General features: G+C 63.0%; 22 protein-coding genes. 14 read left to right on the top strand and 8 right to left on the bottom strand.

Annotated elements, in window-relative coordinates; translation table 11 throughout:
• The first annotated feature begins 352 nt into the window (after window positions 1–352).
• From RS901_RS06390 to RS901_RS06370, 5 genes are all read left to right on the top strand, one after another.
• Entirely contained in the window at window positions 353–1,471 is a 1,119-nt protein-coding gene (locus RS901_RS06390; protein WP_316152122.1) for a helix-turn-helix transcriptional regulator, read from the top strand.
• Window positions 1,472–1,608: 137 nt separating this feature from the next.
• On the top strand, window positions 1,609–3,096 hold the full coding sequence (locus RS901_RS06385; RefSeq protein ID WP_316152120.1) for a saccharopine dehydrogenase NADP-binding domain-containing protein: 1,488 nt from the start codon (window positions 1,609–1,611) through the stop codon (window positions 3,094–3,096).
• A complete protein-coding gene (locus tag RS901_RS06380) occupies window positions 3,096–4,271 on the top strand; it encodes a glutathionylspermidine synthase family protein (protein WP_316152118.1) in 1,176 nt (391 codons plus the stop codon). Before RS901_RS06385 ends, RS901_RS06380 begins: the two co-directional genes overlap by 1 nt.
• A 6-nt stretch (window positions 4,272–4,277) precedes the next feature.
• A complete protein-coding gene (locus tag RS901_RS06375; protein WP_316152117.1) occupies window positions 4,278–5,003 on the top strand; it encodes a hypothetical protein in 726 nt (241 codons plus the stop codon).
• A 63-nt stretch (window positions 5,004–5,066) separates the two neighbouring features.
• Window positions 5,067–5,465, top strand: coding sequence for a DUF350 domain-containing protein (locus tag RS901_RS06370; protein ID WP_316152115.1), 399 nt, complete (start codon window positions 5,067–5,069; stop codon window positions 5,463–5,465).
• 92 nt (window positions 5,466–5,557) lie between these two features.
• Here the strand turns inward: RS901_RS06370 and RS901_RS06365 are convergent, their stop codons facing one another.
• From RS901_RS06365 to RS901_RS06350, 4 genes are all read right to left on the bottom strand, one after another.
• Window positions 5,558–6,016, bottom strand: a complete 459-nt coding sequence (locus RS901_RS06365; RefSeq protein WP_316152113.1) for a DUF2846 domain-containing protein — start codon at window positions 6,014–6,016, stop codon at window positions 5,558–5,560.
• Window positions 6,013–6,423 carry a hypothetical protein gene (locus RS901_RS06360; RefSeq protein WP_316152112.1) on the bottom strand — a complete coding sequence of 137 codons (411 nt, stop codon included), beginning with the start codon at window positions 6,421–6,423 and terminating at the stop codon, window positions 6,013–6,015. Before RS901_RS06360 ends, RS901_RS06365 begins: the two co-directional genes overlap by 4 nt.
• A 526-nt stretch (window positions 6,424–6,949) precedes the next feature.
• Complete coding sequence (locus RS901_RS06355; RefSeq protein ID WP_316152110.1) at window positions 6,950–7,591, bottom strand: hypothetical protein; 642 nt, start codon at window positions 7,589–7,591, stop codon at window positions 6,950–6,952.
• Window positions 7,588–8,598, bottom strand: coding sequence for a hypothetical protein (locus RS901_RS06350; protein WP_316152108.1), 1,011 nt, complete (start codon window positions 8,596–8,598; stop codon window positions 7,588–7,590). The genes RS901_RS06355 and RS901_RS06350 overlap by 4 nt, the downstream gene beginning before the upstream one ends.
• A 276-nt stretch (window positions 8,599–8,874) precedes the next feature.
• Here RS901_RS06350 and RS901_RS06345 point away from each other — a divergent pair, with 276 nt between their 5' ends.
• The 3 genes from RS901_RS06345 to RS901_RS06335 all read left to right on the top strand — a co-directional run bounded on the left by RS901_RS06345 (window position 8,875) and on the right by RS901_RS06335 (window position 10,094).
• Complete coding sequence (locus tag RS901_RS06345; protein ID WP_316152106.1) at window positions 8,875–9,183, top strand: hypothetical protein; 309 nt, start codon at window positions 8,875–8,877, stop codon at window positions 9,181–9,183.
• A 200-nt stretch (window positions 9,184–9,383) separates the two neighbouring features.
• Window positions 9,384–9,725, top strand: a complete 342-nt coding sequence (locus tag RS901_RS06340; RefSeq protein WP_316152104.1) for a hypothetical protein — start codon at window positions 9,384–9,386, stop codon at window positions 9,723–9,725.
• A gap of 162 nt (window positions 9,726–9,887) precedes the next feature.
• Complete coding sequence (locus RS901_RS06335; RefSeq protein WP_316152102.1) at window positions 9,888–10,094, top strand: hypothetical protein; 207 nt, start codon at window positions 9,888–9,890, stop codon at window positions 10,092–10,094.
• Window positions 10,095–10,245: 151 nt separating this feature from the next.
• On the opposite strand, the gene RS901_RS06330 is transcribed toward RS901_RS06335, so the two are convergent.
• Window positions 10,246–11,028 carry a GntR family transcriptional regulator gene (locus RS901_RS06330; protein ID WP_316152100.1) on the bottom strand — a complete coding sequence of 261 codons (783 nt, stop codon included), beginning with the start codon at window positions 11,026–11,028 and terminating at the stop codon, window positions 10,246–10,248.
• 221 nt (window positions 11,029–11,249) lie between these two features.
• Between RS901_RS06330 and istA the strand changes: the two genes are divergently transcribed.
• Both istA and istB read left to right on the top strand, forming a co-directional pair.
• Complete coding sequence (istA, locus tag RS901_RS06325) at window positions 11,250–12,797, top strand: IS21 family transposase (protein ID WP_316152099.1); 1,548 nt, start codon at window positions 11,250–11,252, stop codon at window positions 12,795–12,797.
• Window positions 12,787–13,596 (top strand): IS21-like element helper ATPase IstB, encoded by an 810-nt coding sequence (gene istB / locus RS901_RS06320; RefSeq protein ID WP_316152097.1) that lies wholly within the window; start codon window positions 12,787–12,789, stop codon window positions 13,594–13,596. The genes istA and istB overlap by 11 nt, the downstream gene beginning before the upstream one ends.
• Window positions 13,597–13,809: 213 nt before the next feature.
• Here istB and gyrB read toward each other — a convergent pair whose 3' ends face one another.
• From gyrB to dnaA, 3 genes are all read right to left on the bottom strand, one after another.
• Window positions 13,810–16,335 (bottom strand): DNA topoisomerase (ATP-hydrolyzing) subunit B, encoded by a 2,526-nt coding sequence (gyrB, locus tag RS901_RS06315; protein WP_316152095.1) that lies wholly within the window; start codon window positions 16,333–16,335, stop codon window positions 13,810–13,812.
• 216 nt (window positions 16,336–16,551) lie between these two features.
• Window positions 16,552–17,667: a DNA polymerase III subunit beta gene (gene dnaN, locus RS901_RS06310; protein WP_316152093.1), complete on the bottom strand. Its 1,116-nt coding sequence runs from the start codon at window positions 17,665–17,667 to the stop codon at window positions 16,552–16,554.
• A gap of 368 nt (window positions 17,668–18,035) precedes the next feature.
• A complete protein-coding gene (gene dnaA, locus RS901_RS06305; protein ID WP_316152091.1) occupies window positions 18,036–19,793 on the bottom strand; it encodes a chromosomal replication initiator protein DnaA in 1,758 nt (585 codons plus the stop codon).
• A gap of 815 nt (window positions 19,794–20,608) precedes the next feature.
• Here dnaA and rpmH point away from each other — a divergent pair.
• The 4 genes from rpmH to yidC all read left to right on the top strand — a co-directional run bounded on the left by rpmH (window position 20,609) and on the right by yidC (window position 23,392).
• Entirely contained in the window at window positions 20,609–20,743 is a 135-nt protein-coding gene (gene rpmH, locus RS901_RS06300) for a 50S ribosomal protein L34 (protein WP_008650850.1), read from the top strand.
• A gap of 173 nt (window positions 20,744–20,916) precedes the next feature.
• The gene (gene rnpA, locus RS901_RS06295; protein ID WP_085959671.1) at window positions 20,917–21,381 is read left to right on the top strand and encodes a ribonuclease P protein component; all 465 of its coding nucleotides are present in this window, start codon (window positions 20,917–20,919) and stop codon (window positions 21,379–21,381) included.
• A gap of 10 nt (window positions 21,382–21,391) precedes the next feature.
• Window positions 21,392–21,703 carry a membrane protein insertion efficiency factor YidD gene (gene yidD, locus RS901_RS06290; RefSeq protein WP_316152061.1) on the top strand — a complete coding sequence of 104 codons (312 nt, stop codon included), beginning with the start codon at window positions 21,392–21,394 and terminating at the stop codon, window positions 21,701–21,703.
• 21 nt (window positions 21,704–21,724) lie between these two features.
• A complete protein-coding gene (yidC, locus tag RS901_RS06285) occupies window positions 21,725–23,392 on the top strand; it encodes a membrane protein insertase YidC (protein ID WP_316152059.1) in 1,668 nt (555 codons plus the stop codon).
• Window positions 23,393–23,599 lie beyond the last annotated feature (207 nt).

Below are 23,599 nucleotides of genomic sequence, written 5' to 3'. Positions count from 1 at the left end.
GCAGCCACCTCCCCTCTGAGGGAGGGTGGAGCTTGACTGGCTACGTCAATGGACCCCTTTGAAAGCGCTCAATAATTCATATTGAGCACACCCCGTTGTGATTTTTGTTAATCCGGGCTTCATTTTCTTGACCTGGCAACTGGATTTGAAGCCGTCGGACTTTCGCGGAATTCTGCAAAAACGCGCACTGGCTGGCATCATTCAAATTGATGAAAGCCAGAAAAAAAATCGCAGTGCGGCTTGCAGAGCGGCAGTGATAGCCCGCGCAAGACAATGCATTGAATAAAAAGAGGGGGAGCCGGCCAGAGGGCACGCACGATGCCCGGACACCGGCGCCTGGGGAGGAATGGAATTGCCAAGAGATCAATTCGTCGGTGACCTCTATGAAGCCGCGGTCCGGCAAGAGGGCTTTCTGGACGCGTTCCAGACCGTCACCGAGGTATTGGGCGCCAACGTTTTCCACATGTTCAGCTGGGACGCCGTGCGCAATGCACCGCATCTCTCCATCTATACGCCGGACGTAAGATGGGATGAGGTCATCGCCCGTTATGACCAGTTCTATGGCGCCCTCGATCCCCGGCGCCGTTTTGTGGAACAGGCCCGCATCGGCCAGTTCGTCAACTGCGATGAACACCTGAGCGAACAGGAGGTTTCACGAAGCGAGTTCTTCCAGGACTTCCAGATTCCGGCCGGCTTCCGCTACCTGATGGGTGTGCGGCTGGCTCGCCCGAACAGCGATGAAATCTTCCTTGGCCTGTTGCGGGCGCGGGACAGGACGCCTTACACACAGGAAGAACGCGCGGCAGCGGCAGGCATGGCCGGCCACCTGCAGCGCGCCATCAATCTCTGGCAGGACGCCAGGGTCCTGCATCGCGACGCCGCGCTTGGCACGGAACTGATGGAGCAACTGGGCCTGGCCGTGTTCGCGCTGGACCGGCACTCACGCGTGGTCTTTGTCAATGCGGCGGCTGAATCCGCGTTGCGCGCCACCACCAGCCTGAAGCTGGAACACGGGCGCCTGGTGGCGTCCACGGCAGCCGATAACGCCGGCCTGCAAGCCGCCATCGGGCGCGTGGCAAAAACCCGCCAGGGAGAGAGCCTGGCGCTGCCGGCCACCTCCGGCGCGCCGCCGGATGTCTTCCTCAGCATCACCATGCTCCCTGCAGCCGATACGCGCGCGGTGTTTGGCCATGCCACCATGCTGATCACCGCCAGGCAGCGCGGCACGGCCCCCCTGGTAACCGCGCGGCAGTTGCGGCAAGCCTTCGGCCTGACGACGGCCGAAGCGGCAGTCGCTGAAGCGCTAGTCTCTGGCAAGACCGCCGACGAGTACGCCAGCAGCGCCGCCGTATCGGTTGCCACCGTTCGCTCCCAAATGCGCATGATCTATGAAAAGACCCATACGCGGTCTCAGACGGAGGCTGTGGGGGCGATGCTGTGGGTGTTGTCGCAGAAGGCTCCTGAGCGCTAGCGTCTGGGGCAGTGGCATTGGCTCTGTCCGCGTTCAGCCCATCCGGATGCCGGCAAGGCACGCCCTGCCGTTTCCTTGGCAGCAAGCCGGCCCGGCGATAGAATTGCCCTCGCCATTTCTGGCAAATCCAGACGAGATTGACAAAGCAAGGCGATGCTGCCCGGCACCAGCGCGATTGTCATGTCGCGCCGTATGCCAGTTCATTCGCCACTACGGGCTACAGGGTCGGCGTGATCGAACAAATCATCATCGTCGGCTTTGGCTGCATCGGCCAGGCCGTGCTGCCGCTGCTGGAACGAACCTGGCCACGGGCAGCGATTACCGTGGTGGACCGCGTGCTGGACGACGCCCGCAGGCAGATCGTCGCAAGGCGCGGCCTGCGCGCCATCCAGGCCTCCATCACCGACAGCAACTTTGAACCCGTGCTCGGCCCGCTGCTGCGGCCCGGCACCTTCCTGCTGAACCTGGCCCCATCCGTCTGCAGCCGCGACCTGATTGCGCTGGCGCAGGCGCGCGGCGCATTCTATGTCGATGCCGGCATCGAGCCGTGGGACTATGAGGCGGACCCGCAGGCCTCGCACCTGAGCAACTACGCGCTGCGCCACGAGATGCTGGCCTTCGCCCGCGGCCGCGAGACGCAACCGACCGCGCTGGTGGCGCACGGCGCCAATCCCGGGCTGGTATCGGTGCTGATCAAGGCTGCGCTGATGGCACTGGCCGGCAACGCCGGCCTGGATCAGCCGGAGCCCGAGGACCGCGCCAGCTGGGCCGCGCTGGCGCGCGCGCTGGACATACGCGTGATCCAGATTGCCGAATACGACAGCCAGCAAGCGCCGGGCTATCCGCGCGACGGCGAATTCGCCAACACCTGGTCGGCCGAAGGCTTTATCACCGAATGCCTGCAGGACGCCGAACTTGGCTGGGGCAGCCATGAGCCCGCGCTGCCGCCAGATGGCTATCGCCACGGCTACGGCAGCGGCGCGGCGATCGCGCTGGACCGGCCCGGCCATCGCACGCGCGTGCGGTCGTGGTCGCCGGCGCACGGCCCCTTCGATGCGTACCTGATCACGCACAATGAATCGATCTCGGTCGCCGAATACCTGACCGACAACACTGCCGGCCAGCCGCCGTACCGCCCCACCGTCTACTACGCTTATCGCCCCACATCCGCCACGCAAACCTCGATGCAATGGCTGGACGAGCGGGCCGCCCCGCGCGTGCGCGGCGAACGCATCCTGCGCGACGAGATCCAGTGCGGCGAGGATGAGCTGGGCGTGCTGCTGATGAGCGGCCGGCATGGCGCGGTCTGGTACGGCTCGCGCCTGTCCGTGCAGCGCGCGCGCTCGCTGGCGCCGTACAACACCGCCACCAGCCTGCAAGTGGCATCGAGCCTGGTCGCCGGCATGCAGTGGATGCTGGCCAACCCGGCGCGCGGCGTGGTGGAATCCGATGCGCTCGACTTCCGCCCCGTGCTGGCCGATGCCGCGCACTGGTGGGCACCGCTCAGCGTACAGTTCACCGACTGGCTGCCGCGGCCCGGCGCCAGTGCGCTCGCCTTTACCGACTTCCTGCTGGACGACGCCATGGCCCAGCCCGATCCCTCTCTTCTGACACTCGCCTGCTGATGCAACGCATCCCCCAGACCCCGCGCCGCAACTGGCCGCGCGAACTTGAGAAGGTCGGCTTCCACTTCCATTCGCTGGATGAGTTCAACGTCCCGCGTGAAGTCGATGACAACACCTTCTTCTACTGGCGCGAGGATGCCGCCTACGCCTTCAGCAAGCAGGAGATCGAAACGCTTTATGCCGCCGCGTACGACCTGAACCAGCGCTGCCTGGAAGCCGTGCAGCACGTGGTCGACCACGACTGGTTCGCACGCCTGGCAATCGACAAGGACTTCGCGCAACTGATCCGCACCTCCTGGGACCGCGACGAGCCCACGTTGTTCGGCCGCTTCGACATGACGCTGGACCAGCACGGCGTGCCCAAGCTGTATGAGTTCAACGCCGACACCCCGACCTCGCTGATCGAATCCGCCGTGGCGCAGTGGTACTGGAAAGACACCGTGCAGCCGCAGGCCGACCAGTTCAACAGCCTGCACGATGCGCTGGTGGCGCGCTGGCAATGGCTGCGCAACCACTACCGCAACGCCAGCCTGCTGCACCTTGCGTGCATGTTCGACAGCCAGGAAGACATCTGCAACACCGAATACCTGATGGACACCGCGCTGCAGGCCGGCTGGTCCGTCAAGCTGGTCGACCTGCGGGACATCGGCACCGACGGCCGCGGCAACTTCTACGACGCCGACGACGTGCCGATGGAAGTCGTCTTCAAGCTCTACCCGTGGGAGTGGATGGCCACCTCCGACTACGGCGGCCAGCTCGCGCACAGCCCGGTGCGCTGGGTCGAGCCGCCGTGGAAGGCCGTGCTGTCCAACAAAGCCATCCTGCCGATCCTGTGGGAGCTCTTTCCCGGCCACCCCAACCTGCTGGAAGCCAGCTTCGACCCCGGCCACTTCGCCGGCCAGCCGCACGCCAAGAAGCCCTTTCTGTCACGCGAGGGCGAGAGCGTAACCCTGGCCACTCCGGAAGGCGGCCACGTCCACAACCCCGGTGAATACGGCGCAGAAGGCTTCATCTACCAGGCCTACGCCCCGGCGCGCCGCTTTGACGGGCGCTACACCACGCTGGGCGTGTGGATTGTCGACGGCGTGCCCAGCGGCCTGTGCGTGCGCGAGGAATCCGGGCCCATCGCCAAGAACACCAGTTTCTTCGTTCCACACTACTTCATGAACGAGTAAGGACCGATGGCAAAGAAGAACAACAACGGCCGCAAGCCGACAAAGTACGACAGTCCGTACCAGCCCAGGTCAAAGGGATCCCCCCGGTCCGCGTGGCAGCCGCAGCCCTTTGCGGCCGAGCAGAAGCGCAGTTCGCCCACGCTGTGGATCGTCGGCGCCTGCGCCGTGGTTGCCAGCGTGGCGGTGATCGGCTCCTGCAGCGAGGACGCCGACGACGATCCCGGCGTGACCGTGCGCCGCGCCAGCTACGCCACCCTGGAAGACTGCGAAGCCGACTGGAACACCCCCAACGACTGCGAAAGCGTGCCGGTCGACGACCCCAGCACCATCTACAGCTCCAGCCTGAACGCATCCGCCAGCGACGCCGCCACCGGCGGCTCCGGCACCAGCCACGGCAGCAGCATGTCCTACGCGCGCTGGTACGGCCCGTACTACACCTCCAGCGGCACCGTCTACCACCCCAACGGCACCCAGACCCAGCGCGACATGTCCGCCGGCCCGCTGCGCCCGATGAACGTCTACGACAGCACCGGCACGCGCACGCAAGCCTTCACCAACGCCACCCCGCACGCCGCGATGGTGGAAGAAGCCACCGTCCGCCGCAGCTCGCTCAGCGGCGGGCGCTCCATGGGCCTGTCCATGCGCGCCGCGGCGGTGTCGCGCGCGCCGGTGGTATCGCGTGGTGGCTTTGCCAGCCGCTTTGGCAGCTCCGGGCGCTCTGGTGGCGGCTGAGTGCCGCCTGCCGTTCGCCATGTCGTACTCCCTTCCCTGATCCACTGACAACGAGTCCAACCTATGGTCAATGTCATGCACCCGGCGCTTGCCTATCTGATCTACATCGTCACCGGCCTTGGCTTGCTGGTGCTGTTTCTGCTGGTCTATGCGCGGGTGACGCCGCATCGGGAATTCCAGCTGATCCGCGAGGGGAATGTGGCGGCGGCGTTGGCGCTGGGCGGGGCGGTGCTGGGGTTCTCGCTGACGTTGTCGTCGAGCATCCAGCACAACGCTACGTTTGGGATGTTTTTGCTGTGGGCGTTTGGGGCGTTTGCGGTGCAGGTAGTGGCTTATCTGGTGGCGGCGCGGGCGTTGGGGGGTGTCAGTGAGGCGATCTCCAGCGACAACCGGGGGGTGGGGGCGGTGATGGGGGTGATTTCGTTGTCGGTGGGGGTGATGAATGCGGCGTGTTTGACGTGAGGCTGCGGTCCGGTACCGGCAACGCGATGGCAGGCGCCGACCACCCCGCCTGGTGTCCTTGCCAGGACACCCCGGCAGGGCTGTCATGGCACTTACTTCGCCGGCGTCTTGACCACGTCGCCGGTGTAGCTCAGCGAAGCAAGTTCTGCCTTCGCCTTCTCCGGCGTTTCCAGCTCCAGCACGACGCGGCCAACCATCAGCCCGATCGACGGTGAGCTGCGCACGTACTTCGTCTCGCCCGCATCCAGCACGAAGCTCAACGTCTTCTCCGTTTCAGTCGCAGCCGAGGCCACATACTTGCCGGCCGGCCGATCCACAAAGAAGAAGCCGCCGGGCTTGGACTCGCCCACCACCTGGTTGTTAAGACGCAGATCCGGCTGGATCGCGGCGCCGAACATCGACGCCGAGCGCAGGAAGTAGACCCGACCCTCGCCAGGCTTCATCGTCGGAATCGACGCCGCCATGTCGGCGTGTTTCACACCCGAAGCACAACCAGCCAGCAGCGACGACACCGCCAGCACGGCGATCAGCATGCACGTAACCCGTTTCATTCGACTTCTCCCAAGTCCAAAGGTACTGCAGTGGAAAGCGGGGAATAGTTCTGCTCCCCCGGCAAATAGAAGCCCACCAGGGTCTTGTCGCGGATGACCAGGTAGGCCTCGTGGACCTGGCGGCCCTCGATCGTGAAGATGGTGCCGACCGGGCGGTACACCTCGCCCTGCGGCAAACGGCCGACCCGCGACCAGACCGACTTGGCAGCCAGTGTGCGGGAATAGCCGGTGTCCAGTCCGACGGTTGTAGCCATCAGGATCTGGATGCGCCGGGCAGCCGCGCTTGGTTGCGTGACCTCGATGGCCACTGGGGCCGTCGCAATCATCGGGGCGCAGGCGGAAAGTGCCAAGCAACTTCCTGCGGCAAGTTCAAAGCGCCGAAGATGGAGAAGGAATGACGTTTTCATTCAGGTAGCCGTTTAAATTCATATTCTGAGAAGTGCTTGGCCGTACCGGAGGGATCCCGCCAAACCGCAGATTCATGTGAACCTGCATCGAAGCTTCCGAAATTAAGATTTCCTTGGCCATCTAGATAGAGCATTGCCATCGAATCCGTAGCACCGGGTCCGAATTCTGATCTACCACCTTTGCCATCCGCACGCATCTTCTTGTTGCTCTCGAGAGTCCAGTTACGGAATTGAAGATCCTCGCGGTTGTACTTACCTATTTATAATCAATGAATACCAGGGGTGTTCTATCATCTCGTCAGGCTGAAGGTAGCGAGAGAACGTATGCTTATCTCGAGTGGCCCGCTCGGCATACTGCGACTCACTAGGCGAATGCCACTCCGACTCGCAATCCTCGCAGATTACAAAGAGAGCACCAGCATCCTTCTCAACGGCAATAAGAACGCGACCCTGCCCACAAACTGGGCAGGCTTCCTTAACAACGGCGTAGTGCACAAATGTCATGGTTATGTGCCTTCGGTTACTCTCAATCCGGCAGTCGTTTAAATCGATAGATAGCAAAGTATTTGGCTGTTCCAGTTGGAATCAATCCTAACCGCAGGCTCATGTGGACCTGCATGCCCCGTTCAAAAATGAGGTTTCCAGAAGGATCTAGATACAACGTGACGACCGAGTCGGAGCGATTTGGCCCATACTCAGATCGCCCGCCGTCGCTTGCCCCTCCCCACGAAATTATTCCATTCGCACCAGTACACACAAATCTCCCCTTGTCCTCAAAGGAGGAGACATACTCAAGCGATTTTCCATTCTCATAACGCAAATTGAGTTTCGCAATACGGCTTGCCATTGTCACGATTGCGTAAATAGGGGACACGTACCGACCCTCGCTTGATCGGGACGCAGCTAGTACTGCCTGCGCTTGATGATTGTCCCGAAAGGGAAATACGTTTGAAAGTCGCCATTTTCGCGCCGCTTGTTGTGCCGATGCATCTCCCTCTACGAGCTCACCAATCCCTTGATACCGCCCACTTAAATTTGGGCATTCTGCGGCTGCGTACTCGGCCGGATCGAGATTATTGCCTCCGGCACCGGGGTAATTCGGCGGGGAATGAAGACAAGCAACACAAGCAAGGGTCATCACCCCGACACACAACTTTGCTCCCGTCATTTCCTATCCGTTGGTTGCAGTGTCTGATTGCGAAAGATCGACCAATCGATACCATACTGATTGAGCAGCGTTACCGCAGCAAAGGGAGCCACCAGTGGAATATCGATATCCGTCTGAATCTCAAACATCATGCGCTGGAATGAGGTCATTCCTTCCTTAAGATTGCCGAGGTTGTCGTAAGCCGTGAGGCTACCAAGGTAGTCATGTGGCCCAGCAAATGCCTCCAACAGCTTGTCTGTAAATGTACCGGGCGGGTATGGCGAATTTATTAGCGTTCCGCCAAGTCCTTGAAATCCGCCGGTAAGGCCACCCTCCTTATTGAGCGCCTCTGCCAACGACCAGAGATTGTTAGTCTTTGGATTGATGATAGTTCCTGTGAAATCCCACGCTCCATCGGGTCGCTCGACAACCGTCCCGTACTTCCGCAGATCATCAAAACTAACACGCGTTCCAGCGATCTTCATTCCGTCGCCGTCAATGCCGGCACTTGGGCCAGTCGCATTTGAAGTAAACACAGCTTCGTCCTGTGTGTCGTAGATGCCCTTGAAGCGCCGAGAAGACTCAATTTGGTCCTGGCGCATCGCATCCGCCGCCCATGCGACAGCGGCCGTCGCGAAGCCCGTCATTGCCCCCGACTTACAGTCGCCCCCCTGTATCGCAGCCGCACCGCAACCGGCGGCGCCAGCCGTGAGCACCCGTTCAACGCCGTAGTTGGACCCAAAGTATCCGGTTAGTCCCCCGGTCACTGCCCCTGCGATACCTGCAGTCACCAACTTATCGAGCTTGATCTTGCCAGTCATGCCAAGCTGAATGGCCGCGACAGTGATGCGGCCATTGGCGCCGGCGGTGGCTGTGGTGGCGGTGCCGCCGTCGGGGACGACACCGGCGGCCAGGGCAGTCGCGGCCATCGACGCCGCAGCCAGAGCCAATGCTGTGATGCAGGGCCATGTGGCGATGGCACGCCCTAAGGTGCCTGCTTGATCCGTAGTTGCCTGTACTGGATGCATTGACCGCGCTCCCGTCTTGCTGGGTGGGCGCGGCCTGGATTCCTGTTGGCTACGGGCACATCTCGATGACCCTGTGGCGTCCGTAGCGATACTCTCCGCGCTGAGTTGGCGCGACAGTAACAAGCGGACCTTAGGGCGAATATAGGACGCTTCCTAGATCTTATCGAGAGTTACATTTCGTTGGATGGCTTCAACACAATGTCCAAGAAGCTGCAGCAGCGACGAATATAGAAATGAACACTGATTTAGTTCATTTTCGTATCCACGTCGATATGGATGAGAAGACAACTGCCAGCACAGGCCGATGACACCCAGCCGAAGAAATCCCCCACGCTGTGGATCATCGGCGCTTGCGCCGTGGTGGCCGGCATGGTGGTGATCAGCGTCGGCAGCGACGACACCGACGACAACGCCGACGACGATCCCGGCGTGACCTTGCTCCGCGCCAGCGACGCCACGCTGGAAGATTGCGAGGCCGACTGGAACGCGCCCATCGATTGCGAGAGCGTGCCGGCCGACAACATCAGCAATAAGCAGTGCATGAACAGCTTGATGCGCAGAGGTAACCCAACTGGGGCGACCTGATCCCGGATACGTACGCGCCATCTTTGCGAGACACGGTGAACCGTTGAGCCCGTGTATGTCACGCAATACACGCAATGCGCTCCAGACGCATTGTCATGGCCGCCATATCGGACAAGCGCCGACAACCCTTTCAGCCTTTGCGGCACATGGCGCGCGAGATTTCCGTCGTAGATTGAAAAGGTACTGGTTCTCCAAAGAGGATGATCATGCTCCGACGCTACGCTACTTGCCTCACTCTCGGCGCGCTCGCCGTGGCGGCCTCTACGGCCGCGGTGGCGCGCGTGGACGTTGACGTGAACGTGGGCCCCGCCCCGGTCTATGTGGAGCCGGCCCCGCCGCCGGTAATCTACCAGCCGCCGCCGGTGGTCTATCAGCCGGCTCCCGCCGTCGTGGCCGGGCCGGTCATCGTGATCGGCTGGCATGGCGACCGCTATTGGGACGGCCGCCGCTGGTGGGGCCGCGACGAGTGGAACCACCGCCATCACCGGCATTACGACAAGCACCATCACCACGATCACCACGAGGATCACGACCACGACTAAGCGCCTGGTTGAAGCATTCCGGATGGGCGACCTTGCGTGGAAGCCGGCCGCCCATGGCGATGTAGACCGCGGCGCGATGCCGAAGGGGCCAGCGGACTGCCGCCGGCAGCCATCATCGTGCTCGGTTCCGGCATACCGAAACGCCAGGCCTCGCCGACGTGATTGCGCGACTGGACCAGGGGCTGGCGCAAGCACGCCGCTGGCCGCGTGGCAAAGTCGTGGAAAGCGGCGGTCAAGACTTTGGCCTGCGCTGCTGCGCCAATCTGCGATCTCGTTGAAATCGCTGTGAAACTGCAGCTTGCAGCCGAAGATCCGTCGGCGAAGCTGCAGGTCGGCCGGCGGGCCATCCGTGAAGGACTGCGGCGCTGACCTGCTGCGCTACCTGGTGTCGCAGCCGTTCATTCCCGAGTACCAGGTCCTCACTTGAGCGCTGCAAGCAACGGCCGGCGCGACAGCACTCAATCAGGCCTGGCCTTTCGGCGAAATTCCCTGTAGTGCATCGTCCCGTCAGCCACGCTGATCAGCGCTTCACCCCCGCCCCCCCAGCCTTCGCAGCCCGCTTCACAGGCACCAGCGTGGCCGCCGCATCCTCCGCCCTGTCCGTATTGACCAGCACCCCCGCCGAGACAATATAAGCCGCTGCGCTCTCGATATCCCCGCGCAGCGCCGCACATGCCGCCGCACTGTCATGCTTGCGCAGAGCTGCGATCAGATTGTCGTGGTGCCTGACCGCGACGCGCTCTTCCACGCGGCGCGATCCGGAGCGGAGGTCGTGGTTAAGAATGGGGCCGATGCGCAGCCACTGCGACTCGATCATCTGCAACAGGATCGGCATGCGCGCAGAGGCGTAGACGGCAAAGTGAAAGGCCTGGTTCGCGGCGATGACATCCGCGCCGTCTGGGCTGCGCTTGGACATCTCGTCGGCAAACCGGCGGTGCAGTGCCTGTACCTGCTTCAGTTCCTCATCGGTGATGCGCTCTGCCGCGGTCGCGGTGGCGAGTCCCTCCAGTTCGATCCGGATCTTTGTGATTTCCTCGAACTGGCTGACGCTCATCCTCGGTACCCGCAGTGCACGGTTTGGCGTGAGCTCAAGTGCCTGCTCGGCAACCAGGCGATGCACCGCTTCCCGCACCGGCATGACGCTGACGCCCAATGCGGCAGCAATGTTGCGCAGGGAAATCTGCTCTCCCGGCATCATCTGCCCGCTGATCAGCAGGTCTCGCAGCTGCGTGTAGACGTCGCGGCTGAGCGTCTGGCGGACAAGAGGCGTCACAAGGTCATTCAGGGTCATGTCGCGAAGCATAGCACATAGGGTTATTCTCTATATTTGATCTGTGATCACAGTTTTAATCTTCGTCCGGAAGGCAGGCATCGGCCTGTTCCCAGGAGGATTGGAATCATGTGGAATGTTGGCGCCGACCGAAAACTGAGCCACTGATGAGGGTTGTGCCGACCCAAAACTGAGCCAGGTGAGCAACCTACTCTGCTGCTTTTTTGTGCAACAGAGGACGAGGAGTGATCACCATGGACATGATTGGCAAGATCCGGCGTTTGCATGCCCGGAAGAACAAATCGGAGCGCGAGATTGCGCGCATGACGGGGCTGTCGCGCAACACGGTTGCGAAGTGGCTGCACGGCGAGGTGGACAGTCCACCGAAGTACCGGCGCGGCCAGCAGCCGAACAAGCTCACAGCGTTCCACGACGCGCTCCGGCAGGCGTTGAAGGCAGACTCCCGGCGGCCCAAGCGCGAGCGTCGCACGGCCAAGGCGCTGTACGCCGAAATCAGGAGCGCGGGCTACGAAGGCGGCTACACGCGGGTGACCGACTTCATCCGGGCGTGGCGCCAGAGCGAAGGGCAAACGGCGACTGCCAACGCCTTTGTGCCATTGGCCTTTGAGCTGGGCGAGGCCTTCCAGTTCGATTGGAGCGAGGAAGGCGTGGTGGTAGGCGGCATCTACTACCGGGCGCAGGTCTCACACATGAAGCTGTGCGCCAGTCGGGCCTTCTGGCTGGTGGCCTACCCAAGCCAGGGACACGAGATGCTGTTCGATGCCCACACCCGGTCGTTCGCGGCGCTCGGTGGCGTGGCCCGGCGTGGCATCTACGACAACATGAAGACGGCTGTAGACAAGGTCAAGAAGGGCAAGGGCCGCATCGTCAACGAGCGCTTCGCCGCCATGTGCGCGCATTACCTGTACGACCCCGACTTCTGCAACGTGGCCAGCGGCTGGGAGAAGGGTGTCGTGGAGAAGAACGTGCAGGACAGCCGCCGGCGCATCTGGATCGACGCGGCCAAGATCAAGTTCGGCAGCTTCACCGAACTCAACGCCTGGCTAGGCCAGCGCTGCAGGGCCCTGTGGGACGAGGTGCGCCACCCGGAGCACACGCAGTTCAGCGTGGCCGAGATGCTCGAGCACGAGCGAGCGCACCTGATGCCCATGCCCGCGCCCTTCGACGGCTACGTCGAGAAGCCCGCTCGGGTGTCCAGCACCTGCCTGGTGTCGGTGGCGCGCAATCGCTACTCGGTACCGTGCGAACTGTTTGGCCAGATGGTCAGCACGCGGCTATACCCGGCCAGCGTCGTCATCGTGGCTGAGGACAGAATCGTTGCACGCCACGACCGGTTGAGCAGCGCTGGCGAGACCCGGTACGACTGGCAGCACTACATTCCGCTGCTGCAGCGGAAGCCCGGCGCACTCAGGAACGGCGCGCCGTTTGCCGACATGCCCGAGCCACTGCAGCGGCTGCGCCGAGGGCTGCTGCGCAACCCGGGTGGCGACAGGGTGATGGCGCAGGTGCTGGCCATCGTGCTGAGCGCCGGACTGGATGCGGTGCTGGTGGCGGTGGAGTTGGCCCTGGAGAGCGGGCCGCCGGGCAAGGTCAGTGTGGAGCACGTGGTCAACGTGCTGGGCAGGCTCAACGCGGTGCCGACACTGCCAACAGCGGCCACGCAGTTGAAAGTGGCTACACCACCACTGGCGAACACGGCGCGCTACGACAGCCTGCGTGCTGCAAGCGGCGTGGGCAACACCGTTGGCATCACCGTCGAGGGAGCCGGCCATGACGACTGACGTGCTGGTCGAACTCAAGGCACTGCGCCTGCACGGCATGGCCGGCGCGTGGGCCGATCTGGTCGAGCAAGGTGGTCATGCGGGGATTGAGTCCTCACGCTGGTTGATCGAGCACCTGCTGCAGGCCGAGGGCACTGATCGTGCGATGCGCTCGGTCAGCCACCAAATGCACGCGGCGAAGTTCCCGGTGCATCGGGACATGGCGAGCTTCGACTTCGAGGTCTCGCCGGTGGACCGCAGACTCGTGGGCACGTTGGCCACGACGACCTTCACCGACGAGGCGCACAACGTCGTGCTCGTGGGCGGGCCCGGGACTGGGAAAACCCATCTGGCCACGGCTATTGGCGTTTCTGGCATCACCCAGCATGGCAAGCGGGTGCGGTTCTACTCCACGGTCGATCTGGTCAACGCGCTGGAACAGGAGAAGACTCAAGGCAAGGCTGGTCGTATCGCCACCAGCCTGCTGCGCATGGATCTGGTCATTCTGGATGAGCTGGGCTATCTGCCATTCAGCCAGGCCGGCGGGGCGCTGCTGTTTCACCTGCTCAGCAGGCTGTACGAGCACACCAGTGTGATGATCACGACCAACCTGGACTTCGCCGAATGGTCCAGTGTGTTCGGCGACGCGAAGATGACCACCGCGCTTCTGGACCGCCTCACCCACCACTGCCACATTGTGGAGACAGGCAACGAGTCGATCCGCTTCAGTCGCAGCACGGCCGAGGCGAAGAAGCGCATCAAAGCCCGCGAGCAGGCGCGCGCGAGTGCCAGGACTGAAGCTGAGGCCGACCCATTCTGACCGGAGTCGCGAGGGGGAAGACGCTACGGGCTACGCCCTACGCGGCTTCCCCCTCGCCATCAAAACAGCACAAAGGAGATCAACGAACCAGGCCAAGCCCTACACTTATCCACAGCCGACCCTCTCGAAGTCGGCTTCCACCCCTGGCTCAATATTCAGTCGGCACGGTGGCTCAGATTTGGATCGGCGCCAACACCTATCTACAACTGGACATCAAACATCAATATTCCGCGCCACCAACGCATTACTCTCAATAAAGTTCCGCCGCGGCTCCACCTCATCCCCCATAAGGGTGGTAAAGATCTGATCCGCCGCAATAGCATCCTCAATCTGCACCTTCAGCAGCCGTCGTTGGGTGACATCCAGCGTCGTCTCAAACAGCTGCTCAGGATTCATCTCACCCAGACCCTTATAGCGCTGACGCGAAACGCCGCGCTCAGCCTCAGCAAGCAGCCATTGCATTGCGCCATGGAAATCGTTGACCGTCTGATCTCTCAGCTTCTCACCTTCCCCGCGCTGCACCTTAGTCCCCTCAGGCGTCAGCCCCTGGAACGTCTTGGCCGCATTGGACAGCGCCGCGTAATCTGCCCCGTGGACAAAGTCCGCATCCAGATGCGACAGCCGCACGTTGCCATGATGACGACGAGCAATCATCAGCCGATGCTTGTCAGTCTTCTCATCAAACTGCGCATAAACGTCAGCAGTGCCGTCATCATTCACGGCAGCGCCAATCAACGTCTTGGCATGCATCTCAGCCAACTTAGCCTTCAACGCCACAGCCGAAGCCTCAGCCGCCGCCGCACTATCCAGATCCAGCGCCACCCCATCAGCAATCGCCCGCAGGGCATCAGTATCAACAACACGTGACAGCCGAGAAATCACCCCCTCAGTCAGCTGATACTGCCGCGCCAACTCAGTCAACGCATCCCCATTGATCTCCGACCCATCCGGCCGCACCAGCACAGCCTTCTCCATCGCCAGCTTCAACAGATAAGCATTGAGCTCGACATCATCCTTGATATACCGCTCTTCCTTGCCGTGCTTGATCTTGTACAGCGGCGGCTGCGCGATATACACATAACCGCGCTCGATGATGTCAGGCATCTGCCGGTAGAAGAACGTCAGCAGCAGCGTGCGGATGTGTGAGCCGTCCACGTCCGCGTCGGTCATGATGATGATGCGGTGGTAGCGCAGCTTTTCCAGGTTGTAGTCGTCCTTGCCGATGCCGGTGCCCAGCGCGGTGATCAGCGTCAGCACTTCCTGGCTGGACAGCATCTTGTCGAAGCGGGCGCGCTCTACGTTCAGGATCTTGCCCTTCAGCGGCAGGATGGCCTGGAACTTACGGTCGCGGCCCTGCTTGGCGGAGCCGCCTGCGGAGTCGCCCTCCACCAGGAAGAGTTCTGACAGGGCGGGGTCTTTTTCCTGGCAGTCGGCCAGCTTGCCGGGCAGGCCCATGCCGTCCATCAAGCCCTTGCGGCGGGTCATTTCGCGGGCCTTGCGGGCGGCTTCGCGGGCGCGGGCGGCGTCTACGATCTTGCCGCAGATGATCTTGGCGTCGCCCGGGGTTTCCAGCAGGAAGTCGTTCAGGGCCTTGCCGACGAGTTCTTCCACCGGCAGGCGCACTTCAGACGAGACCAGCTTGTCTTTGGTCTGTGAGCTGAACTTGGGCTCGGGCACCTTGACGGAGAGCACGCACGACAGGCCTTCGCGCATGTCGTCGCCGGTGGTTTCCACCTTGGCTTTCTTGGCGACTTCGTTCTCTTCAATGTACTTGTTGATGACGCGCGTCATCGCGGCGCGCAGGCCGGTCAGGTGGGTGCCGCCATCCCGCTGCGGGATGTTGTTGGTGAAGCAGAGCACCTGCTCGTTGTAGCCGTCGTTCCACTGCATGGCCACTTCCACGGCGATACCGTCTTTTTCGGTGTTCGCGTAGAAGATGGTGGGGTGCAGCACGCTCTTGGAGCGGTTGATGTATTCGACAAATCCCTTCACGCCGCCGGAGAAGGCAAAGTCTTCTTCCTTGCCGGTGCGCTGGTCGACCAGCTTGATGTGCACGCCGTTGTTCAGGAACGAGAGCTCGCGGATGCGCTTGGAGAGGATCTCGTAGTGGAACTCGACGTTGGTGAAGATCTCTTCGTCGGCCAGGAAGTGCACTTCAGTGCCGCGCTTGTCGGTGGCGCCGATGATCTTCATCGGCGAGACTTCAACGGGCTGGCCGTCGGGGCCGGGCACGGTCTCGACGATGCGGTTCTGCACGTCGCCCTTGGCGAATTCGATCAGGTGCACCTGGCCGTCGCGGCGCACGGTCAGGCGCAGCCACTTGGACAGTGCGTTCACGCAGGACACGCCCACGCCGTGCAGGCCGCCGGAGACCTTGTAGCTGTTCTGGTTGAACTTGCCGCCGGCGTGCAGCTCAGTCATGGCGATTTCTGCCGCGCTGCGCTTGGGTTCGTGCTTGTCGTCAAACTTGACCAGGGGCGGGATGCCGCGGCCGTTGTCGACGATGGAGATCGAGTTGTCGCTGTGGATGGTGACCTGGATCTCGGTGCAGTAGCCGGCCAGCGCTTCGTCGATGGAGTTGTCCAGCACCTCAAACACCAGGTGGTGCAGGCCGGTGCCGTCGGAGGTGTCGCCGATATACATGCCCGGGCGCTTGCGTACCGCCTCCAGGCCTTCCAGGATCTGGATCGAAGAGGCTCCGTAGGTGTTTTCCTGTTGCGGTTTCTGCTGTTCGGTCATGTCTTTCTACTCACGGCTGATGTGAAAACCCGGCCGCGCCGGCACATTGGCAGGGCGTCTGGCTTTCCGCATGGCGGGTTACTAAAAACGGCAAAAGGGGCAGATCGTTTTCGATCCTGCCCCCGCTGCGAAGAGACGTCCCGTGATGAGGCGGGTGTCGTAGCGTGCCGTTTGCTGCTCCGGTATCTCTGTATCTGTAGTCCTGCTACCGGATCATCAGATGCGCATCGGCATGACGACGTACTTGAAGTTGTCGTCTTCCGGCACGGTAATCAGCGCACTCGAATTCGAGTCGCCAAGGCTGACCTGCACCTGCTCGGTCTTCAGGTTGGCAAGCACGTCGAGCAGGTAGGTCACGTTGAAGCCGATATCGAGCGCGTCGCCCGAGTAATCGAGTTCCAGCTCTTCCTGCGCCTCTTCCTGGTCGGCGTTGGTGGAGCTGATCTTGAGCATGTGCGTGTCCAGGATGCAGCGCACGCCCTTGAATTTGTCGGTGGTCAGGATCGCGGTGCGTTGCAGCGCCTGCTGCAGCTGCACGCGGTCGATCGCGAAGGCGTTCTTGTAGCCCTTGGGGATCACGCGCTGGAAGTCGGGGAACTTGCCTTCCACCAGCTTGGAGATCAGCTCGATATTGGCGAACGTGAACTTGACCTGGTTGGCGGCCAGCTGCACCTGCACCGGATCGTCGTTGTCTTCCAGCAGGCGCTGCAGTTCCAGGATGGTCTTGCGCGGGATGATGACTTCCTGGCGCGCGCCGATGCCGGCGGCTTCGGTTTCCAGCTCAACGCCGCAGTACGCCAGGCGGTGGCCGTCGGTGGCGACTGCCATGACCTTCTTGCCTTCCACCACCAGCAGCATGCCGTTCAGGTAGTAGCGGATGTCCTGCTGCGCCATGGCGAAGTGGACCATCGCCAGCAGGTGCTTGAAGGTCTTCTGCGGCAGGCTGACGCTGGCGTTGAATTCGCTGGCTTCAGCAACGGTGGGGAATTCCTCTGCGGCCAGCGTCTGCAGGGCAAAGCGGCTCTTGCCGGATTGCACGGTCATGCGCTTGTCGTTGAGCGACAGGGCCACGTCGCCGTCAGGCATGGCGCGCAGGATGTCCAGCAGCTTGCGCGCGGCCACGGTGGTGGCAACGCTGTCGCTGCCGACGCCGCATTCCGCGTGCGTGGTGATCTGGATCTCGATGTCGGTCGAGAGGAAGGAAACGTTGGACCCGGACTTGCGAATCAGCAGATTGGCCAGGATCGGGAGGGTGTGGCGGCGCTCCACGATGCCGCTCACGATTTGCAGCGGACGCAGCAGGTTGTCTCGCGAGGTTTTGACCAATTGCATTGAATTTATCCTTCGTCGTTTGTAATCGGCGACCGCAGAACGCAAACAACTCCAAATTCACTTAGGAATCAAGGAGTTAATGTGCCATTGTACCAAGGATAAGCCGCTGCGGTGAAGCGGGGCGGGACCGGCGGGCGGGCCAGCTGTGCACAAAAAGCCACGCTGGCGCAAACCGAACTTGCCATCCCGTCCCGACTCACCGCAAAGCCTTATCAGTGGCTATTTTCCGGTCACTTGCCCCGGCGTCGCTGACGTTAATTCCCCAGGCGCCACGGGATGTCCATGGCGCGCACCCTACAGTATGCCAGCCCCGAGGGGCCGGCCCTTCAAAACGCCTTTCCCGGGGCATCCCGGGCACCGGCCATGCATCAACCCTTGAGCGTTTGCTCCAGCACGTGCAGCTCATGGTTGAGCTGCGCGTCCTTGCTGCGTTCGTCGGCAATCTTGCGCACGGCGTGCAGCACGGTGGTGTGGTCGCGGCCGCCAAAGAGTTCGCCGATTTCGGGCAGGCTCTTCTGCGTCAGCTCCTTGGCCAGGTACATCGCAATCTGGCGCGGCCGTGCAATATTGGCAGGCCGCTTTTTCGAGTACATGTCAGCGACCTTGATGTTGTAGAAATCCGCGCAGGTCTTCTGGATGTTCTCCACAGAGATCTGGCGGTTCTGCACGGTCAGCAGGTCCTTGAGCGCTTCGCGCGTCACCTCGATGGTGATGTCCTTGCCGTGGAAATTGCTGAACGCCAGGATCTTGCGCAGCGCGCCTTCCAGCTCGCGCACGTTTGAGCGCAGGTGCTTGGCGACGAAGAACGCGACCTCTTCGGGCACGTTGACGCTTTCCGCGGCGGCCTTCTTCATCAGGATGGCCACGCGCATTTCCAGCTCGGGCGGCTCGATGGCCACGGTCAGGCCCGAGTCGAAGCGCGAGATCAGGCGGTCGTCGATGCCGCTGATTTCCTTCGGGTAGGTATCACTGGTGATGATCACCTGCGCCCGGTTGGCAATCAGGGCCTCGAAGGCATAGAAGAACTCTTCCTGCGTGCGGTTCTTGCCGGAGAAGAACTGGATATCGTCGATCAGCAGCAGGTCCAGCGAGTGGTAGTAGCGCTTGAACTCGTCGAACGCCTTGCGCTGGTACGCCTTGACCACGTCAGAGACGTACTGCTCGGCGTGGATGTAGCGGATGCGTGCGCGCGGGTTCTCCAGCAGCATGTAATTGCCGATGGCGTGGATCAGGTGAGTCTTGCCCAGGCCCACGCCGCCATAGAGATACAGCGGGTTGTACGACTTGCCCGGGTTGTTGGCCACCTGGATGGCCGCGGCGCGCGCCAGCTGGTTGGCTTTACCAGTGACGAAGTTGTCAAAGGTCAGGATCGGGTTCAGGCGCGAGCGCTCATGCACCGTGTCGCTGGGCTGGTGGCCGGGCATCGGCGTGGCGCCGGCCATCTGCGGGTGGGGCTGATGGGACGGGTGCGGCTGCTGGGGTTGCTGCGGCTGCATGCGGTAGGAGCGGGCGCTGGCCTCGGCGGGGTCCATGTGGACTACGTCGATCTCGCCCATGTCGGCGCCGTGCTGCGGGTGGTGCTGGCCGGGGTGCTGGCCGCCCATGCCCGGGGCCTGGGCGCGCGCGCCGGCCGGGACCGGGGCTGCGGACGGCATGCCGGCCGGATTGCCGTACTGCGGCTGGCCCATGCCGTACGCGGCTGCGGTGGGGTACTCGCCATAGCCAGGCTGGCCGGGCATGGCAAACGGGGCCTGTCCGCCCATCGGCTGGGCGCCGGGATAGCCGGCCATGCCTGTACCCGGTGCTGCGTGGCCGTCCATGCCGCCCGGGCCCATGCCGGGCTGGGCCGGCTGCATATAGGCAGCGGCACGGCCCGACGCGGCGGGATCCAGCACAAACTGGACGCTGACCTGCGCTTCCCAGTACTCGCAGGCCAGTGCGGTGATGCGCCCCGAAAACTGGCTCTTGACCCAGTCCAGCTTGAAACGGTTGGGCGCGGCAATGCGCAGCGCGTGCGTTTCTTCATCGAACGCAACGGGCGCCAGCGGCTTGATCCACGTTTTGAACTGTTGCGGCGTCAGCTCGCGCTCGAGTTGCGCAGCTGCCGCCTGCCAGAAATCTTGCATTGTTTGTTGTTTGGTAAACGTACCCGGCCGCTTGACCAGCGGTTCCCCCGGTCCGCCACAAGCGGCGTAGTCGTCGCGCGATCCGGGCCCACCCAGCCGTATTGGGAATTAATTCCCTTCGGCAAGGCCTCCGCGGCATGCCATGCAGCCGCCAGCGAGCCTTCAGGCTCGCCGCACTGGCGTGCGTTCAGTCATGCGTTGCCGCAGTGGGGGCCCGGGTTGCGCCTGCGCCACGCAGCCCGTGTTGTGTTTGGACCCGGATTGTATACCCGCCGCTGAGTTATCCACAAAGGATAAGTCTGTGGATAACTTGTGCAAATGCAGTGGATTTGTGTGCACAACCCTTGCTGTGATGCGGCTTTGCGGGGTGTGGAAACGGGCAAAATCCCAGGCAAAACAGGGACTTCGCCTGTGGATGACTGCGGTAGAGGTGGCCCTCGGGGCACATGCAGTTACCCACCGGCTGTTGTGGACAATGGGGCACCACGGGCCACAGGGCGCTGTGGCAATTGTGCCCTTGCACACAGACTTGCGCCTTGACAGCGCCGGAGAAAATCGTTTAAATGGCGGGTTCTGCGATGCGGCAGGGGATCACGTATGCGCATCGCCGGTCTGGCCTGTTCGTGCCGTCCGCGCTAACAGGTTAGCTACCTGCACACGCGTAAGCACGGCTGGCAGCAAGACAGAACCAGAATCGTCGGATACGCCGCTGCAGTTCCTTGCAAGCGGCAGCCCCATGCGAACCATACGCGGCGGCCACGGCACCCCGGCACTGGCCGGAGTCGGGCGAGCCAAGATCAACCAGAGAGTGCAACATGAAACGTACCTACCAACCTTCCGTTACCCGCCGCAAGCGTACCCACGGTTTCCGCGTGCGCATGAAGACCCGCGGCGGCCGTGCCGTCATCAACGCACGCCGCGCCAAGGGCCGCAAGCGCCTGGCCATCTGAGGCCCGGGCGACTGGCCTGACGGCGCGCCCGGCGCCGGCTGCAGCGTACCGCAGCCGTGCCGCGTGGCCGTCAATGCCCACCGCCTCGGCTTCAGGTCGGCCGGCCGCTTGCCGCGGGGCGCCGCTTTTGCGCCAGCAGTAGTATTCGCCAGCGCTCACCAGTGTCACCCAGCGTGTCAGCCCATGCCTTCCCCAAAGCCGCGAGGCTAACAAAGACGGATGAGTTTTCATCCGTTTTTGCTTTGCGGCCCCGGCGGCGCAGCCCGCATTTCGTGCTCTACGTGCGCGCCAATGACCGTCCGGAAGGCCGGCTTGGCGTGGTGGTCGGCAAGAAGTTCGCGCCGCGCGCGGCTGAGCGCAACCTGGTGAAGCGCATGGCGCGTGAGCTGTTCCGCCAGCGCCGTGAGCACCTGGCGGGGCGCGACGTGCTGCTGCGCCTGCAAGCCAAGTTTCCGCGCGCGGAATTTGCGACGCGCGCGGCGGTCCGAAGGGCATGCGCGGCGGAAATCGCCAGCCTGCTCGACGTAGCGGCCAAGCCACTGCCGCCACCCGCACCGCCTGCCTCGCCCTCGGCACCGCCACCCGCGGCGCCACCGGCGAGCCCCTCGCAAAGCCAGCCACCGGGCCTTCCGGCCTGAACCGCCTGCCATGAAGCGAATCCTGCTAGCCCTGCTGCGTATCTACAAGATCGCCCTGAGTCCCTACCTGGGCTCGCAGTGCCGCTTCCTGCCGACCTGTTCCGACTACGCCCGCGACGCCGTCATCCATCACGGCGCCGCGCGCGGCAGCTGGATGGCCGCCTGCCGGCTGTGCCGCTGCCATCCTTTCGCCCAAGGCGGGTATGATCCCGTGCCGGGCACGGAAGCTGACGACACTGCCAGGCCGGACACCCACGCGGGCCGTTCCGTCCATGCCGCCGCAGGCCATGCGCCTGTTGCGATCCGTCTGCCCAGACCCTGATTTCTCCGACCACAGCCAGACATGGATATCAAACGCACCATCCTCTGGGTCATCTTCTCGATGGCCCTCGTGCTGCTCTACGACAACTGGCAGCGCTCCCAAGGCCATGCGTCGATGTTCTTCCCGAGCACGACGCAACAGGCCGCTTCGGCGCCCGCCGCCAGCGGCGCTGTCGCCCAGGGCGACGTGCCCAAGGCCAACGTGGCGCCAGGCGCAGCGGGTACCGCTGCCCCGGCCGCGCCGCAGGCCGCGGCCCAGCCCGCCGGCGAGAAGATCGTGGTGACCACCGACACGGTGCGCGCCGAGATCGACACCGCCGGCGGCATTGTGTCGCGCCTGGAGCTGCTCAAGGAGCATGAGAAGGACGGCAAGCCGGTGGTGCTGTTCGAGCGCGACAACGTGCGCACCTACATGGCACGCTCGGGCCTGATCGGCGGCGACCTGCCCAACCACACCACGGTGTTCACCGCCGCCCCGGGCCCGCGCACGCTGGACGGCGCCGAGCAGCTGGAAGTGGCGCTGACCGCCGAGAAGAGCGGCGTGAAGTTCACCAAGACCTATGTGTTCCACAAGGGCACCTATGTGGTCGACACCAAGTTCGCGGTGACCAACGCGGGCGCCGCGCCGGTCTCGCCGACGCTGTACCTGGAACTGGCGCGCGACGGCAGCAAGGTCGAGCAGTCGCAGTTCTACAGCACCTTCACCGGCCCGGCCATCTACACCGACGCCGACAAGTACCACAAGATCAGCTTTGAAGACGTGGCCAAGGGCAAGGCCAGCGTGCCGGCCGCAGCCAACAATGGCTGGGTGGCGATGGTGCAGCACTACTTTGCCTCGGCCTGGATCCCGCAGACCGGCAAGGAACACAGCTTCTACGTCCAGCAGATCGACCCGAACCTGTACCGCGTGGGCGTCCAGCAGCCGCTGGGTGAACTGGCCCCGGGCGCCACGGTGACCACCGATGCACGCCTGTTCGCCGGCCCGCAGGAAGAGCACATGCTCGAGAAGATCGCCCCGGGCCTGGAGCTGGTGAAGGACTATGGCTGGCTGACCATCCTGGCCAAGCCGCTGTTCTGGCTGCTGGAGAAGCTGCACGGCTTCCTGGGCAACTGGGGCTGGTCGATCATCGCGCTGACGGTGCTGATCAAGCTGGTGTTCTTCCCGCTGTCGGCGGCAAGCTACAAGTCCATGGGCAAGATGAAGGACCTGCAGCCGCGCATGACGTCGATCCGCGAGCGTTACAAGAACGACCCGCAGAAGATGAACCAGGAGATGATGGGGCTGTACAAGACCGAGAAGGTCAACCCGCTCGGCGGCTGCCTGCCCATCGTGATCCAGATCCCGGTGTTCATTGCGCTGTACTGGGTGCTGCTGTCGTCGGTGGAAATGCGCGGCGCGCCGTGGCTGGGCTGGATCCATGACCTGTCGGTGCCGGATCCGTTCTACATCCTGCCGATCGTGATGGCCGTGTCGATGTTCCTGCAGACCAAGCTGAACCCGACTCCGCCGGACCCGGTGCAGGCCAAGGTCATGATGATCATGCCGCTGGTGTTCTCGGTGATGTTCTTCTTCTTCCCGGCCGGCCTGGTGCTGTACTGGGTGGTGAACAACATCCTGTCGATCGCCCAGCAATGGCAGATCAACCGCATGCTCGGCAAGGGCAAGGCGGCGGTGGTGGCCAAGAGCTGAAGCTGTTGCAGGATGCGGTAAGCGAAAAGCCCGGCAGTGATGCCGGGCTTTTTGTTTGATGGGGTAGGGTGCTGACAGCCTGCACCATGCCAGCGGTTTGCTCCCCTCTCCCGCCTGCGGGAGAGGGGCCGGGGGAGAGGGCAGGCGCTGGCATGCCGACGCGCTTCACTTCGTGGACACTCCGGCCCTCTCCCCCACCCCTCTCCC

Origin of the sequence: Cupriavidus sp. BIC8F (genome assembly GCF_032465815.1) — a bacterium.
Taxonomy (GTDB): domain Bacteria; phylum Pseudomonadota; class Gammaproteobacteria; order Burkholderiales; family Burkholderiaceae; genus Cupriavidus; species Cupriavidus necator.
This window is presented reverse-complemented; position numbering and strand designations above follow the sequence as displayed.

Coding starts and splice junctions, on each gene's coding strand:
- RS901_RS06380 (WP_316152118.1), top strand. CDS start 3,096: ATGCAACGCATCCCCCAGACCCCGCGCCGCAACTGGCCGCGCGAACTT.
- RS901_RS06375 (WP_316152117.1), top strand. CDS start 4,278: ATGGCAAAGAAGAACAACAACGGCCGCAAGCCGACAAAGTACGACAGT.
- RS901_RS06370 (WP_316152115.1), top strand. CDS start 5,067: ATGGTCAATGTCATGCACCCGGCGCTTGCCTATCTGATCTACATCGTC.
- RS901_RS06365 (WP_316152113.1), bottom strand. CDS start 6,016: ATGAAACGGGTTACGTGCATGCTGATCGCCGTGCTGGCGGTGTCGTCG.
- RS901_RS06360 (WP_316152112.1), bottom strand. CDS start 6,423: ATGAAAACGTCATTCCTTCTCCATCTTCGGCGCTTTGAACTTGCCGCA.
- RS901_RS06355 (WP_316152110.1), bottom strand. CDS start 7,591: ATGACGGGAGCAAAGTTGTGTGTCGGGGTGATGACCCTTGCTTGTGTT.
- RS901_RS06350 (WP_316152108.1), bottom strand. CDS start 8,598: ATGCATCCAGTACAGGCAACTACGGATCAAGCAGGCACCTTAGGGCGT.
- RS901_RS06345 (WP_316152106.1), top strand. CDS start 8,875: ATGAGAAGACAACTGCCAGCACAGGCCGATGACACCCAGCCGAAGAAA.
- RS901_RS06340 (WP_316152104.1), top strand. CDS start 9,384: ATGATCATGCTCCGACGCTACGCTACTTGCCTCACTCTCGGCGCGCTC.
- RS901_RS06330 (WP_316152100.1), bottom strand. CDS start 11,028: ATGCTTCGCGACATGACCCTGAATGACCTTGTGACGCCTCTTGTCCGC.
- istA (WP_316152099.1), top strand. CDS start 11,250: ATGGACATGATTGGCAAGATCCGGCGTTTGCATGCCCGGAAGAACAAA.
- istB (WP_316152097.1), top strand. CDS start 12,787: ATGACGACTGACGTGCTGGTCGAACTCAAGGCACTGCGCCTGCACGGC.
- gyrB (WP_316152095.1), bottom strand. CDS start 16,335: ATGACCGAACAGCAGAAACCGCAACAGGAAAACACCTACGGAGCCTCT.
- dnaN (WP_316152093.1), bottom strand. CDS start 17,667: ATGCAATTGGTCAAAACCTCGCGAGACAACCTGCTGCGTCCGCTGCAA.
- dnaA (WP_316152091.1), bottom strand. CDS start 19,793: ATGCAAGATTTCTGGCAGGCGGCAGCTGCGCAACTCGAGCGCGAGCTG.
- rpmH (WP_008650850.1), top strand. CDS start 20,609: ATGAAACGTACCTACCAACCTTCCGTTACCCGCCGCAAGCGTACCCAC.
- yidD (WP_316152061.1), top strand. CDS start 21,392: ATGAAGCGAATCCTGCTAGCCCTGCTGCGTATCTACAAGATCGCCCTG.
- yidC (WP_316152059.1), top strand. CDS start 21,725: ATGGATATCAAACGCACCATCCTCTGGGTCATCTTCTCGATGGCCCTC.